This is a genomic window from Citrifermentans bemidjiense Bem (assembly GCF_000020725.1).
Lineage (GTDB): Bacteria > Desulfobacterota > Desulfuromonadia > Geobacterales > Geobacteraceae > Geomonas > Geomonas bemidjiensis.
In genome coordinates this window covers 2,470,853-2,485,393 of record NC_011146.1, presented here as the reverse complement: position 1 = coordinate 2,485,393, position 14,541 = coordinate 2,470,853, and the positions used below count along the sequence as shown (strand labels likewise).

The window sequence follows — 14,541 nt, the reverse complement described above, 5'->3', positions numbered from 1 at the left end:
CAGTATCTGCTATAGTAATCGGAATAACTGCTAAAAAATAAAATAGATTTTGAATGTTACGCTGTGCCGCAACATGAAATGGAGCGCCAACCGATGCTGGAAGTAGGAAAATACAACAGGCTCGAAGTAAAGAAGATCAGCGCCATCGGCGCATTCCTCGTCTCGGAACTAGGTGACATCCTGATGCCGACCAAATACGTCCCCGAGGGGCTGCACCCGGGCGAGCACGTAAAGGTCTTCGTCTACCTCGATTCGGAAGACCGTCTCCTGGCGACCACCTTGACCCCCAAGGCCCAGGTGGGGGACTTCGCCGTACTGGAAGTGAAAGATGTAGGCAACGTGGGCGCTTTTTTGGACTGGGGGCTGGAAAAGGACCTGCTGGTACCTTTCAGCGAACAGCCAAAGCCGATGAACAAGGGAGAAAAGCACCTGGTGCGGGTCTACCTGGACCGTTCGGAGCGCATCGCCGCCTCGGCCAAGCTGGGGAAGTTCCTTGAGAAGTCGCGCATCGAACTGAAGGAGGGAGATGAGGTAAGACTGACCTTCTACCAGTTCGGCGACCTGGGGGCCAAGGTCATCATCAACGACCGTTACGACGGGCTCTTGTTCAAGAGCGAGCTCTTCGGCAGATATGAGGTGGGCACTTCGGCCAAGGGGTTCGTCAAGAAGATCCGCCCCGACGGAAAGATCGACGTGACGCTCAGGAAAGGCGGCGGGAAGGACCTCCACGGCAGCCGCGAGAGCGTGCTTCGGGTGCTGAGCGAGAGGGGGGGCTTTCTTCCGGTAGGCGACAAGTCCTCGCCGGAGCTGATTTCGGAGATGTTCAGCATGAGCAAGAAGAGCTTCAAGACCGTGATCGGGAACCTCTACAAGGAAGGGGTGATCCAGATCACGCCTGAGGGTATCCGGCTGCGCTGACCGCCCCTCCCCTCCCAGCAAATCAAAAGAGCCCGGTCGCTGCTGCGATCCGGGCTCTTTACGTTATGGCAACTGGCTAAGGGGGACAGGCTAAGGGGGACAGGCACCTGCGGAGCCAGTCCCCCTGGGTCTAGCGGCGGTCGCCGAAGAGCCTCAGCATGGAGAGGAACATGTTGATGAAGTCGAGGTAAAGGGTAAGGGCGCCGAGAACGGCTCCCTTGCGGCCGGCGTTCCCCATCTGCTTGATTTTCTGCGTGTCGTAAGCCGTGAGCCCGGTGAAGACGATCACGCCGCAGACGCTCAGTACCCAGGAGAGCATGGAGCTATGCAGGAACATGTTCACCAGGGAGGCGATCACCACCCCGACGAGCCCCATGAACAGGAAGCTTCCCCAGGAGGTGAGGTCGCTGCGGGTCAGGTAGCCGTACAGGCTCATGGCGCAGAACATACCCGAGGTGACCAGGAAGGTCGAGGCGATGGAGGTCGAGGTATAGGCGACGAAGATGCTCGACATGGTGAGTCCGTTCACCGCGGCGTAAAGAAGGAAAAGGGCGCTCGCCGTGGTGGCGCTGATCCTGTTGATGGCGCCGCTGATGGCGATAACGAGCCCCAGTTCGCCGAACACCAGCGCGTAAAAGAGGATGCGGTTGCCGAGGATAGCCTGTAAGAGCGCCGGCGAGGAGGCGGTCATCAGCGAGACCAGGGCGGTGAGAGCCAAGCCGCCCCCCATCCATCCGTAGACTCCCCTCATTACGCCCCCCTGGGCGATGCTGATCGTTCTTGCTTGTGTCTGATATCTTTCCATGCTCTCTCCGTTAGTTATTCGCGTTTTGATACGGGCGCTTATACTTTCGGTCAAGGTTGTCTTCACCTAATACGCTTGAATAAAAGCCCACCGTGTTTGAAATATATTGGCAACGCCGGTGATTATACAGACAAATCTGCCAGAATGTACAGCCTGTTCGACCATGGACAAGCATTTGTCACTCAATGAAGGTGCCAGTGTGACGTCACGCTGGTTGCGGCCAACGACACACAGCTTCATTTAGCCCTTTCGTACTGGCTGGGCCAGGCGGGGTCGACCTGCAGCGCATTGGCCGCGTGCAGCGGCCAGTACGGGTCCCTCAGCATCTCGCGCGCCAGGAACACCGCATCGGCAAGCCCCGTCGCCACGATATGCTCGGCTTGCGCCGGGGCGGTGATGAAACCGACGGCACCGGTGGCGATGCCTGCCTGTTTCCTGATCTCGGTGGCGAAGGGGGTCTGGAAGCCGGGGCCGAAAGGGGGCGCAGCCTCGGGGACCAGTCCGCCGCTGGAGCAGTCGATCAGGTCGACTCCGATCGCCTTGAGCCTCCGTACCAGTTCCACCGTCTGCTCCAGATCCCACCCCCCCTCCATCCAGTCCGATGCCGAGACCCTCACGAACACCGGAAGATGCTCGGGCCAGATCTCGCGCACAGCCTTCGCCACCCGCAACGGGAAGCGGCAACGGTTCTCCAGCGACCCTCCGAAATCATCCGCGCGCAGGTTCGCCAGCGGTGAGAGGAACTCGTGCAGCAGGTAGCCGTGCGCCATGTGAATCTCCACCACCTCGAATCCGGCTTCGGCACTGCGGCGCGCGGCGGAGGCGAACTGCCCCAGGATGATCTCCAGGTCCTGGACGGTTGCCTCCCTGGGAGAGGGGAAGTTTCCGGCAAACGGAACCGGGCTGGGGGCGATGGTCTGCCAGCCGCGGTGGTTCGCATCCACCGGGCCGCTCCCTTTCCAGGGAAGGTCGGTGGAAGCCTTGCGCCCGGCATGGGCCAGCTGGATTCCCGGCACCGCACCCTGTTCCTTGATGAAGCGGGCGATGGGGGCAAAGGCCCGGGCGTGGTCCGCGCTCCAGATGCCGGAGTCGTCCGGCGAGATGCGCCCCTGCTGGGAAACCGCCGTCGCTTCGACCATGACGAGCCCGGCGCCGCCGACCGCCCGGCTTCCCAGATGTACCAGGTGCCAATCCGTCGGCATCCCGTCTTTACTCGAATACTGGCACATGGGGGAGACGAAGATGCGGTTTTTGAAGGTCAGCTCCCGCAGCTGCAGCGGGGTAAAGAGCATGCTCATTGGTTACCCTCCCTATAAAAGAATCGCGGGGCAAGCCCCAACCCCTGCGGCAGCTTATCAACCGGCAGGGGAAGGTCAATGCAAAGGCGCAGTTAAAGCTAGCTCTGGCAGCGGGGGCAGTAGAAGGTGGAGCGGTTGCCGAGCCTTCCCCGCTCTATGGCGCTGCCGCATTGCCGGCAGGCGAGCCCTTCCCTGCCGTAGACGAAGAGCTGTTGCGGGAAATAGACGAGCTTCTCCTCGCGGACGCTGAAATCCATGACGCGGCCGGCCTCGATGGAGGCGGCGAGGGTTTTCTTGATGCAGTCGCAAAGCCTGTCGCAGTCGGCCTCGGAGAGGGAGCCCGCGGGTGTGGGCGGAAGCATGCCGCAGCGGAACAGGGTCTCGGCCGCGTAGATGTTGCCAAGCCCGGCGACCACGGAGCTATCCATCAGGAAGCGCTGCAGGGGCGCCTTCTTGCCGCGGCTTTTGCGGTAGAGGTAGGGCCCGGTGAGCTCATCGGTCAAAGGTTCCGGCCCGATTCCCTGCAAAAGCTTGTGCTTTAGCGGGTCGCCGGAGGTGAAGTGAATCGAGCCGAAGCGGCGCACGTCGTTGAGCCGCAATATAAGGCTGGACTCAAGCTCCAGGTCGAAGTGGTCGTGCACGCCTGCGCCGGCTCCGGCGGGAACCAGGCGCAGGTGCCCGGTCATGCCCAGGTGCAGCAGCAAGGAGCCTTGCCGGCAGGTAATGATCAGGTACTTGCCGCGACGGGTCAGCGAAAGGATGCTCTGGCCGACAAGAAGACGCGGGAGTTCCTGCGGCACCATGGTGCGCAGTTTGGCGCTGCGAATGGCGACAGCGGCGATCCTGGCTCCGACCAGTTGTGCGGCGATCCCAAGCCGCGTCACTTCGACTTCAGGTAATTCGGGCATCGGTGCTCCGTGTGGACCGGCGTGCCGCTTGCTACCCCATGGGCATCGGGTTGCAGACGTTGTCGGCGGAGTTGGCCTCTGCCCCGCAGGTGAAGCAGGTGACTGTCGGATGGTCGCTTATGTGCGCGATTTCCTCGCTGCGCCCGGCGCTCTTCAACATGCAGATGTGGCCCGTATGTTTGGCACCGCACTGGCAGGTCTTGTTGGATTCCATGTCTTAAGCCTCCTCGATGGATATGAATTATCGAACTACAACTACCCCAAACATGTGGTGGCAGTCAATACATCTGTCAGTCGACTATCAGCGTGTGCGCCATGACTCACAGGCGCGGCGGCAAGTGAGTATGAAAAGTTATCTGCCAGTACGACAAATTTGCAAGAAAACATTATCAATATATAATTTGCACTTGCTAGTTTAAAAATTCGCAGATATATTAGAGAACGCTCAAATATCCAAGCACTGCCAGTCTTTCCGGCAGCTATGACAATATCTCGAATGCGTGCGGGCAACATCGGCAACGGGGGAAAAATGAACAATCTGTCGGAAGTTGCGACCCCTGTCAACAGCAGGACGAAAAGAACTCCTATTCCTTTTGCGGACCCCGCATCCGCCCCACTCATGCAGCGGGAGCCTATCCGCATCGATTATGAGCAGGTGCTGCGCACCATCTTCACAACGGCGCCCCTTGGCTTGTACCAGACCGACATCGACGGCCGGAGAATCGCAGGTGTTGCAGAGGATGGCGAGAACGAAGCGCTGATCGGCTTCATCCACCCCCAGGAGCGCAAGGAGCTCACGGCCAGCTGGCAGCAGAGCATGGAGAGCGGAGCCCAATGGTCGCAACGCTTCAAGTACCGTTCAGCCGACGGCAGGGTTTTCTGGCTGCATGCGGTGATCGCCCAGGTGCGAAACAGCCGGGGCGAAGTAACCGGCTACCAGGGTTGCAACCTCGACATCACAGCTGAAGTGCGCGTCAACGAACAACTGGCACTCAGCGAGGAGCGCCACCGTAAGGCGGTGGAGGCGGTGAGTGCGGGAATCTGGGATTTGGACGTCGCCACCAGCACCTGCTTCTTCAGCCCCTTTTGCTACGAGATGCTCGGCTACCGCCCCGGGCAGTCGCCGGTGAAACTGGAGGACTGGAGCTGCATCCTGCACCCGGCACAGTTGGAAGCCGCGCGCGCCCTCAAGGAAAGATGCGTAGAGGGGGCCGTGGAGAATTTCGAATTCGAATTCCGCCTGAAGACCAACGAGGGAAAATGGCGCTGGTTTCGCTGTGAGGGGAAAGCGGCCGGCCGAGACGCATCAGGTAGGGCAATCCGGCTGGCAGGGATATTGTGCGACATCAACCAGGGCAAGATGATGGAACACCTGCTGCGCATGGAGCACGACCTGCTGAACCTGATCACCGCCACGAGCCCCGTCGGTATCATGTTCATCGAACCCGGCGGCAAGGTGGCCTTTGCCAATCCCCGCGCCGAACTTATCCTCGGGCAGTCCAAGCAGGAGATGGCGGCCAGAAACGACGGCTCCCCGGTCTGGGGCATCACCCGCGAACAAAGCCAAGGCAGCGTCGCGCCCGACCTGTCGCTTGGGGAACTGCTGCGCGCAGGCGATACCCTGTCGAACGCCTGCTTCCGGTTCCTGCGCCCGGACGGCGTAGCCGCGCTCCTCTCCATCAGCACCGCCCCTTTCCTGGATCAGGCCAGCAAGGTGAGCGGGACCGTGGTGACGCTCGAGGACGTTTCGGAACAAAAGCAGCGCGAGCAGGTCATGGCCGACAACGACCGGTTGCTGCGCGAAACCCAGAGAATCGCCCAGTTGGGAAGCTACGTCCTCGATCTGGCCGGGGACCGCTGGAACTGCTCCAGCAAACTGGAGGAGATCCTGGGAATGGATCGAACCTTTCCCAGGACCCTGCAGGGGCACTTCGAGATGGTCCACGACGAGTACCGGCAGCTTTTCAAGGAAAGGTACCTGGCCGCCATCGGCGACGGGCGCCCCTTCGAGATGGAATACCCGATTCGCAGGCAAAGCGACGGCGTGGAACGCTGGGTCACCGAGTGCTGCGAGCTTTCCGGGGTGGCCGCAGGGAAGCAGCAGCGGATGATCGGCACCATCAAGGACATCACCGAGAGAAAGGAGGCCGAAGAGGCGATCAGGAAACTGAACGACGAATTGGACCGGCGGGTGATTGAAAGAACCTCACAGCTGGCGGTGGCAAAGCAGGAAATCGAGTCCTTCAGCTATTCCGTTTCCCATGACCTCCGAGCTCCGCTACGACATATCAACAGCTACAGTTCCATCCTGATCGAGGAGCACGGCCACGCGCTCCCTGAGGAGGCTCACTACTACCTGGAGCGGATCAGCACCGCCAGTTCCAGGATGGGAAAGCAGATAGACGACCTCTTGACCCTCACCAGGGTGGGTAGAACTTTGATGAAGCGCCAAACCTTCGACATCAGCCTTCTTGCGGCGGAGGTAGCCGACATGCTGGCCGGGGAGGAGGGCTCGCAACCAGTCGAGTTCCTGATACAGAGAGGGCTGACTGCTTTCGGCGACAGCGTGCTGGTGCGCCTTGTTTTGCAGAACCTGCTGGGCAATTCGATGAAGTACGCCTCCCGGGTCCCCCGTCCGGTGATCGAGTTCGGCCAGATTCAGGGTCGCGGGCGCCAGACCTTCTTCGTAAAGGACAACGGGGTCGGCTTCGACATGGCCTACGTGGACAAGCTCTTCCAACCGTTCCAACGCCTGCACGGTTCCGAATTCGAGGGAACCGGCATCGGGCTTGCCACGGTGCGCCGCATCATCGATCGCCACGGAGGGAGCATCTGGGCCGAGGGGATGGAGAACCGCGGCGCCACCTTCTATTTCACCCTTTCCCAGCCGCGCAAAAATGCTGCGCAACACGAGCCGGATTTAAGCTAAGATAAAACCCTGTTCAATAAATATCAAACCTCGCCCCCCTACCCCGTTTTTCTTTCCTCACGACCTCGACCGCCAGGGCCGCTGCTTGCCGGAGTGCGGCTTCGGCTGACGCAGGGCATCTGCCCCGGCATTGCCGCCAGCGATTAATTGCCCCCAGGCAAAATATTGCTACCATTTTACCAAACCTTGTTCTATGATATCGCAATAGTTGCAGTAAGCCCCGGTCCGCACAATACAGACAACTGCCTTCAGTGATCGATAGAGGGAATTTTATGAGGAAGACCTACCAGATGGTGGAGAAGGCATTGGTGGCGAGGTTGCTCAAGGGGGATCCGAAACCGGGCTGCACCCTGGAGAGCGAGCGGGATCTCGCGCAAAGCTTTTCGGTGAGCCGGGCCACGGTGAGGGAGGCCCTGCAGAAACTGCAGAATTCGGGATGGATCTCGGTGCAGCAGCGACATTGTACGGTGGTGAACGATTTCTGGTCCCAGGGGGACCTGGAGCTCATCTCCTCCATCACCCGTAACAGCGAGGATTTTCCGCCCGACCTGGCGTCCCACCTCCTGGAGTTGCGGGTCCAGTTCGCGCCCGACTACGCGAGAAGGGCCGTCGAGAACAACGCTGCGGGGCTTGCCGAGATCCTGGCGCGGGCCGATAAGGTCCGCAACTGCGCCGGCTCCCTGGTGAAATACGACTGGGAACTGCACATGGCCATGGCGGTGATGTCGGGGAACAGGATCTACCCGCTGATCCTGAACAGCTTTTCCAGCGTCTACTCCAAGCTGCGCACCGCCCTCTTCACCAAGGAGGAATACCGGCTCCAGGCGCGGAAGTACTACCGGGAGATGCTGCAGGCAGCGAGCACCGGCAATGCGATCCTCGCGGAAAGCATCACGAGGGGCGCGATGAAGCTGAGGCTCGACTCCTTCCAGATCCAGTTCGGCGGGATGCAGGGGCTGCCGGCGCCGGCCTGACTCAGGGGCAGAGGGTGAAGCAGATAGTCGCGCCGTTGCCGACCTCGGCCTCGGCCCAGATCCTCCCGCCATGGCGGTGCACGATGCGCTGCGCCGTGGCGAGCCCTATCCCGAGGCCGGGGAACTCTTCCTCGCGGTGCATGCGCTGAAACGGAGCGAAGAGCCGCTGGGCGAAGCGCAGGTCGAACCCCGCCCCGTCGTCGCGGATGTAGTAGACGGTACTGTCCCCTTCCTTCTTTTCTCCGAACTCGACTGTCGCCCTTTCCTTTTTGGCCGTGAATTTCCAGGCGTTCCCCAGCAACTGCTCGATAACCGTCCTCATCAGCTGGGGGTCTGCCTTGACCGGCAGTTCCTCCGCTATCCTGAACTCTACCTGCCTCGCGGGGGCGGCCTGCTGCAAAGACCCCGCGTATTGGCGCGCCAGCGCGGCCAGGTCCACTTCGACGAGAGTCAGATCCTGTTTGGTCACCCGGGAGAGAAAGAGAAGCGCTTCGAGAAGGTCCTCCATCTTGCGCGCAGACCTGGTGATGCAGTCCAGGTAGCTCTGCGCGGTCGGCTCCAGTTGTTCGTTGTAGTCCTCGACGAGGGCGCTGCTGAAACCGACGAGGTGCCTAAGCGGCGCGCGCAGGTCGTGGGAGACGGAATAGCTGAAGCTTTCCAGCTCCTGGGCAAGAAGGGCGACCTCCCGCTCCGCCTTGCAGCGCCCCTGCTGTTCTTGTTTCAAAAGGGCTTCGGTTTCGGCAAGCTTTGCCTGGCAGAGGGCGAGGCGGCTTTCCTGATCGCTCGCCAGGGCCGATTGTTGTCCCTGCACGCACGCCAATTCCTGAATTTCTCCTTCCTGCTTCTTCAAACCGTCCCCCCTTCAGCGACAATGCGTCATTCATGTTGTCAAAACGTTCAACACTTCGGCATTGACCTCTCCGGACTTACTTTAGCCAGAGACATCTAATGCATTAATGGATATTGTGCCATACATTGCAGCCCGGCACCAGCTGAGCAATCATTTTTCTCTTTGGCTATGGCATAAGAACAGACTTGATACAGTGCATCCGCTTTGCTGTGACAGTCATAGGCTTTTCAATGACTGCAAGCCGTCTCTCGCCTGCAAGTTAAGGAGGCGGAACTCGATCTCGTTCCCAAGGTGAGCCTTGGGAACGAGGGTATTGTCGCACGGGGGACTATGAAGGAGAGATTGCGGCAGCAGGGAAATAACGCCTAGAAAAGGTACCGCTCAGCTTCCAGCGCGGCATCGGCAAGCTTGCGCTTTTGCTGCAGCAGACCTGTGGCGTCGTATTTGGTGAAGCGCCGGATGCCGCTCAGCATCAGGGCCAGCGCGTCGCCTTCTTCGATGTAATAGGCAGCCTTGCGGGCCGCAGCGGCGCAGTTCTCGCCGGCGTTGAAGGTGAAGGTCTTAACAGCCGCCTGCACCGCGTCCCTGCGGGCGGGGCTAAGCGACGGGAGCATCTTCTCGCCCCGCAGCACGGCACTTTCGATGGCGAAGATGTTGATCACCACGTCCGCCACGGCTAACAGCACCTCCTGCTCTTCCTTGACGGCGGCCTGGAACTTTTGCGCCGCGCTTCCCGCCAGGACCAGAAACGCCTGTTTCAGCCCGGCCAAGAGCGCCTTCTCGGCGGCGAATGGGACGCTGTCGTCCAACTCCTCGAAGGAGGGGGTCATCAGCGACTCGAAGGCCTTGAGCGCTTCCTGCTGCAGCGGGATCTCGCCCTTCATGGCGCGGGCCAAAAGCGTCCCCGGGACGAGCAGACGGTTGATCTCGTTGGTCCCTTCGAAGATCCGGTTGATGCGCTCGTCGCGGTAGTAGCGCTCGGCGGGGTACTCCTGCACGAAGCCGTAGCCGCCGTGGATCTGCACCACTTCGTCCGCCACGAAAGCGAGCACCTCGCTGCAGAAGACCTTGGCGACGGCGCACTCCATGGCGTACTCCTCGATGGCGCGCTGGTAGACGTCGTAGTAGTTGGGGGTGTCGCGGGGGATGGTGGCAAGACGCTGGTCTATGAGCCCGGCCAGTCGGTAGACCATCGATTCGGCAGCGAAGACCGCGGACGTCATGTCGGCGATCTTCTCCTTGATGGCGCCGAAGGAGCCTATGGTGCGCCCGAACTGCTTTCTCAGGTTCGCGTACTTGATGCCGTCGGCAAGCGCTCCCTTGGCTGCCCCGGTGACCGCGGCCCCGAGCTTGAAGCGCCCTACGTTGAGCACGTTGAAAGCGATCTTGTGCCCCTTGCCGATCTCGCCCAGGACGTTTTGCACCGGCACCTTGGCGTTGTCGAGGATCACCTGGGTCGTGGAGGAGCCCTTGATCCCCATCTTCTTCTCCTCGGGCCCGACGCTCACCCCTTCGAAGCCGCGCTCGACCAGGAAGGCGGTGAAATGCTCCTTGTCCACCTTGGCGAAAATGGTGTAGAGGCTCGCGATGGAGCCGTTGGTGGTGAACTGCTTGGTGCCGTTCAAAAGGTAGTGGCTGCCGTCGGCGGAGAGGGTCGCCGTCGCCTTGGCTCCCAGGGCGTCGCTACCGGAATCGGGCTCGGTAAGGCAGTAGGCCGCGATCCATTCGCCGGTAACCAGTTTTTCGAGGTACTTCTTTTTTTGCTCCTCGGTGCCGTAGTAGACCAGCGGGAGCGTACCGATGCCGGTGTGGGCCGAGTAGGCGACGGAAAAGGAGCCCGAACCGGAGATGTTCTCCGCCGCGAGCATGCTGGTCGCCTTGTCCAGTTCCAGCCCACCGTACTCCTCGGGGACGTCGATCATCAAAAGCCCGAGTTCGCCGCATCTCTTCATCAGGTGCACCACATGCTCGAACTGCTGGTGCTCGATCTCTTCCCGCACCGGAAGCACCTCGTTCGCCACGAACTGCTCGGTGGTCTGCCCTATCTGCTTCTGCTCGTCGGTGAAATCCTCCGGGGTGAACAGCTCGTCCTTTCCGGTTTCAGCGATCAGAAACTCCCCGCCTTTGAATACCCTCGCAGTCATAAAGCACCTCTGTCTTGTAATGTCATTTCAGTCGGAGCGGGAAACCCTCACCCCCGCACACCCCTTCCCTCACCCCCGCCCCCCCCAGAGGGCGAGGGGAGCACAACCCTCACTCCCACTCAACTGGCAGGTAGCACCATCGCACTAGACCATCTCGAAGATCCCTGCCGCGCCCATGCCGCCGCCGATGCACATGGAGACGCAGCCGTAGCGCTCCTTCCGGCGCCGCAATTCGTGCAACAGCGTCGCGGTCAGCTTGGTCCCGGTGCACCCCAGCGGATGCCCCATGGCGATGGCGCCGCCGTTCACGTTCACCCTTTCCGGGTCGAGCTTCAGCTCGTCGATGCAGACCAGGGACTGGACGGCGAAGGCTTCGTTCAGCTCGAAGAGGGAGACCTGATCCAGAGAGAGCCCGGCAAGCTTTAACGCCGCTGGAATCGCCTCGATGGGGCCGGTCCCCATGATCTCGGGCGGGACCCCCTTGACGGCGAAGCAGACAAAGCGCGCCATCGGCTGCAAGCCGGTTCGCTTCAGGAAATCCTCGGAGACGACCAGCGCCGCCGCGGCCCCGTCGGTCATCTGGGAGGAGTTGCCTGCGGTAACGCTGCCGTTGGCCTTGAAGGCGGGCTTGAGCTTCGCGAGTGCCGCAACCGTCGTGTCGGCGCGGACGCCGTCGTCGACGCTCACCTGTTCCACGCTGCACTTCATCTTCAGGCCGTCCAGGCCGCAGATTTGAGCTTTGACCGGGACGATCTCGTCGGCAAACCTCCCCTCCCTTATCGCCTGTGCCGCCTTTTGGTGGCTCGCCGCGGCGAAGGCGTCCTGGTCCTCGCGGGACACCCCGTACTTCTCGACCATGAGCTCCGCGGTGATTCCCATCGAGGCGTAGGTCTCGGGCCAGGCATGGACGAGCCCCGGGTTGGCGCTGAATTTGTTCCCCCCCATGGGAATGAGCGACATGCTCTCGGTCCCCCCCGCGACGATGCAGTCGGCGAAGCCGGCCATGATGCGCTCGGCGGCGGTGGCGATGGTCTGCAGCCCGGAGGAGCAGAAGCGGTTCACCGTCTGGCAGGGAACCTGGTACGGGACGCCCGCCTTGAAAGCGGCGATGCGCGCCACGTTCATCCCCTGTTCGGCCTCGGGGAAGGCGCAGCCGATGATAATGTCGTCGAGTTCTGCCGGGTCGATGCCGGTGGCGTCGATGACCCCTTTGATGGCCGCGGCGGCCAGGTCGTCGGGGCGCACCTGCCTCAGTTTCCCTTTGTAGGCCTTGGTCGCCGGAGTGCGCAGGGCGATAACTATGTATGCGGTTCTCATGGTGTTTCTCCTATGGTAGCGCCCCCCTAGTTCCTGAGAGGCCTCCCTTTTTTCAGCATGTGCTGGATGCGCTCCAGGGTCTTCTTCTGGCCGCAGAACTTGAGGAACATCTCGCGCTCCAGCTCCAACAGGTACTCTTCGGTGATGAGGGTGCCGCCGGGGACGTCGCCGCCGGTGATGACGTCGGCTATGCCTGAGGCGAGGTAGCTGTCGTAGCTGGAAATGAAGCCGCCGCGCTCAAGGTTCCAAAGCTGCACCTTGATGCTGGAGGCGACACTTTTACCGGGCGCCTTGATGCCGGTTGACGGGCGCCCCGGCCGGTAGTTCGCGGCGAGCGCTATCGCCTTCAGCTTGGCGTCGTGGATGCGCCGGTCCAGGTCGAGCGTGATGCCGTCCCCCTGCCGCATAAGCCCCAGCGTCAGCAGTTCGGCAGCGGAACTGCTCACCTTGCCCATGGCGATGTTCTGGTAGTTGCGGAACAAAAAGGGCTGGACGTCGGCCCCGTTCTCCTCGGCAAGCCTGACCGCCCTGATGGCCATCTCCTTGGTGCCGCCGCCGGCCGGGATCAGCCCTACGCCGATCTCCACCAGCCCCATGTAGGTCTCGGCATGGGCGTTGATGGCGTCGGCGTGCAGGCAGGTCTCGCACGCCCCTCCCATGGCTAGGCCGTGGGGAGCGGCGACCACCGGAACCTTCGAGTACTTGATGGACATCATCGCCTTTTGGAAGGCCTTTACGGTGAGGGCTAAGTCGTCCCAGGCCCCTTCCGCTATCGCCATGGCGACGAGCATCAGGTTGGCGCCGGCGGAGAACGCCCCCCCCTCGTTGGCGATGACCATCCCGACCCCGTCGGCCTCGGCGCGCCGGATCCCCTTCTGGATCATGGCGAGCGTCTCCCCCCCCATGGTGTTCAGCTTGGAATGGAATTCGAGGCAGAATACGCCGTCCCCTATGTCGATGAGCGAAGCGGCTGAGTTTCGCTCCACCTCGCCGCCGGCGCTATTCAAAAGGGTGAGCGAGACGCTTCCCTCGGGCCTCGGTATTTCCGCAAAATCGTGCTTTTCCGGGAGGTACTGGAACTTTTTGCCCCCCTCGACCCGGTAGAAGCTCTGCACCTCTTTGAGCCAGTCCGGCAGGGCAACGCCGTCGCGCTCGCAGCGGGAGACGAACTCGGCGACCCCGAGGGCGTCCAGCAATTCGAAGGGGCCGAGCTCCCAGTTGTAACCCCATTTCATGGCGTTATCGACGTTGACCACGTCGTCGGCGATTTCGGCAAGCCTCTTCACTACGTAGATCAAGGTGTCCCGCAGGGTGAGCCAGGCGAATTGAGCCGCGCGATCCCCACCGGATAGAAGAGTCCTCACGCGCTGCGCCGGGTCGTCGATCTGTTTGGCGGCGGCCACCGAGGCGAACTTGGGACGGACGCAGGGGTTGTAGCTGCCGCTATGGTAGTCGTAGCAAACCTTCACGCTTTCCCCTTCTACGGTCTCGCGACGATAGAAGCCCCCCTTTCCTTTCTTGCCGGTAAGGCCGTCGGCGACCATGCGCCGGATCTCTTCCGGCACCCGGAGCAGTTCGCGCTCGTCGTCGCCGGAAAGAAGGGCATAGCTGTTGTCGAGCACCCGGACCACCGTATCGATCCCCACCAGGTCCCAAAGGGCGAAGGTGCCGGTCTTGGGTCGGGCGAGCGCCGGGCCGGTGACGGCGTCGACCTCCTCGACGGTAAGCCCCATGCTCGTCATATGGCGCCAGGCGGCGGAGCCGGCATAGGTGCCGATGCGGTTGGCGATGAAGTTCGGGGTGTCCTTCCCGTAGACCACCCCCTTACCGAGCCTCTTCCCCAGGAATTGCGCCATCGCGGCCAGCACTTTCGGGTCGGTTTCGGCACAGGGGACCATCTCCATCAGGCGCATGTAGCGGGGGGGATTGAAGAAATGGGTGACCATGAAGCGCCGCCTCACCTCTTCCGGCAGCGCCCGGGCCAGTTCGTTCACCGAGAGCCCGGAGGTGTTGGTGGAAAGAACGGCGTCGGGCTTCAGGTTCGGAACCACCAGCTCTGCGAAGAGCTTCAGCTTCACCTCCAGGTTCTCCAGCACCACCTCGATCACCCAGTCGCATTCCTTGAGCCTTGCCGCGTCGTCCTCGAAATTGCCGGGGTGGATGTATTCGGCATAGGCCGGCGCGTACAGCGGCGCGGGCTTCGCGGAGGCTAAGGCGGAAAGCGCGTTCGTGGCAATCCGGCTTCGCTCCCGGTCCGCTCCCTCTCCCCGGGGCGGGGCGTCGGGGGGAACCAGGTCCAGCAGCAGTACCTCGATGCCGGCGTTGGCCAGATGCGCAGCTATGGCCGCTCCCATGACCCCTGCCCCCAGTACCGCGACCTTGTTTATCTGTCTCATCA

Annotated in this window: 11 protein-coding genes; 3 read left to right on the top strand and 8 right to left on the bottom strand. The window is 61.6% G+C overall.

The genetic code is table 11. The features are described from left to right. Nucleotides 1-93 precede the first annotated feature (93 nt). Nucleotides 94-918, top strand: a complete 825-nt coding sequence (locus GBEM_RS10700; protein ID WP_012530569.1) for a CvfB family protein — start codon at nt 94-96, stop codon at nt 916-918. Between the two features lie 130 nt (nt 919-1,048). Here the strand turns inward: GBEM_RS10700 and GBEM_RS10695 are convergent, their stop codons facing one another. From GBEM_RS10695 to GBEM_RS10680, 4 genes are all read right to left on the bottom strand, one after another. After that, the gene (locus GBEM_RS10695) at nt 1,049-1,723 is read right to left on the bottom strand and encodes a Bax inhibitor-1/YccA family protein (RefSeq protein WP_012530568.1); all 675 of its coding nucleotides are present in this window, start codon (nt 1,721-1,723) and stop codon (nt 1,049-1,051) included. Between the two features lie 236 nt (nt 1,724-1,959). Then, entirely contained in the window at nt 1,960-3,021 is a 1,062-nt protein-coding gene (locus GBEM_RS10690) for an NADH:flavin oxidoreductase/NADH oxidase (RefSeq protein WP_012530567.1), read from the bottom strand. 98 nt (nt 3,022-3,119) lie between these two features. Beyond that, complete coding sequence (gene mutM, locus GBEM_RS10685) at nt 3,120-3,929, bottom strand: bifunctional DNA-formamidopyrimidine glycosylase/DNA-(apurinic or apyrimidinic site) lyase (RefSeq protein WP_012530566.1); 810 nt, start codon at nt 3,927-3,929, stop codon at nt 3,120-3,122. Between the two features lie 31 nt (nt 3,930-3,960). After that, on the bottom strand, nt 3,961-4,143 hold the full coding sequence (locus tag GBEM_RS10680; RefSeq protein WP_012530565.1) for a hypothetical protein: 183 nt from the start codon (nt 4,141-4,143) through the stop codon (nt 3,961-3,963). Nucleotides 4,144-4,458: 315 nt separating this feature from the next. On the opposite strand from GBEM_RS10680, the gene GBEM_RS10675 reads away from it, so the two are divergent. Then, nucleotides 4,459-6,858 carry a PAS domain-containing protein gene (locus GBEM_RS10675; protein ID WP_012530564.1) on the top strand — a complete coding sequence of 800 codons (2,400 nt, stop codon included), beginning with the start codon at nt 4,459-4,461 and terminating at the stop codon, nt 6,856-6,858. A gap of 272 nt (nt 6,859-7,130) precedes the next feature. Continuing rightward, nucleotides 7,131-7,832 (top strand): GntR family transcriptional regulator, encoded by a 702-nt coding sequence (locus GBEM_RS10670; protein ID WP_012530563.1) that lies wholly within the window; start codon nt 7,131-7,133, stop codon nt 7,830-7,832. A gap of 1 nt (nt 7,833) precedes the next feature. Here GBEM_RS10670 and GBEM_RS10665 read toward each other — a convergent pair whose 3' ends face one another. The 4 genes from GBEM_RS10665 to GBEM_RS10650 all read right to left on the bottom strand — a co-directional run bounded on the left by GBEM_RS10665 (nt 7,834) and on the right by GBEM_RS10650 (nt 14,539). Then, a complete protein-coding gene (locus tag GBEM_RS10665) occupies nt 7,834-8,682 on the bottom strand; it encodes a sensor histidine kinase (protein WP_012530562.1) in 849 nt (282 codons plus the stop codon). A gap of 365 nt (nt 8,683-9,047) precedes the next feature. Then, entirely contained in the window at nt 9,048-10,826 is a 1,779-nt protein-coding gene (locus tag GBEM_RS10660) for an acyl-CoA dehydrogenase family protein (RefSeq protein WP_012530561.1), read from the bottom strand. Between the two features lie 144 nt (nt 10,827-10,970). After that, complete coding sequence (locus GBEM_RS10655) at nt 10,971-12,143, bottom strand: thiolase family protein (protein ID WP_012530560.1); 1,173 nt, start codon at nt 12,141-12,143, stop codon at nt 10,971-10,973. A gap of 26 nt (nt 12,144-12,169) precedes the next feature. Continuing rightward, a complete protein-coding gene (locus tag GBEM_RS10650) occupies nt 12,170-14,539 on the bottom strand; it encodes a 3-hydroxyacyl-CoA dehydrogenase/enoyl-CoA hydratase family protein (protein ID WP_012530559.1) in 2,370 nt (789 codons plus the stop codon). Nucleotides 14,540-14,541 lie beyond the last annotated feature (2 nt).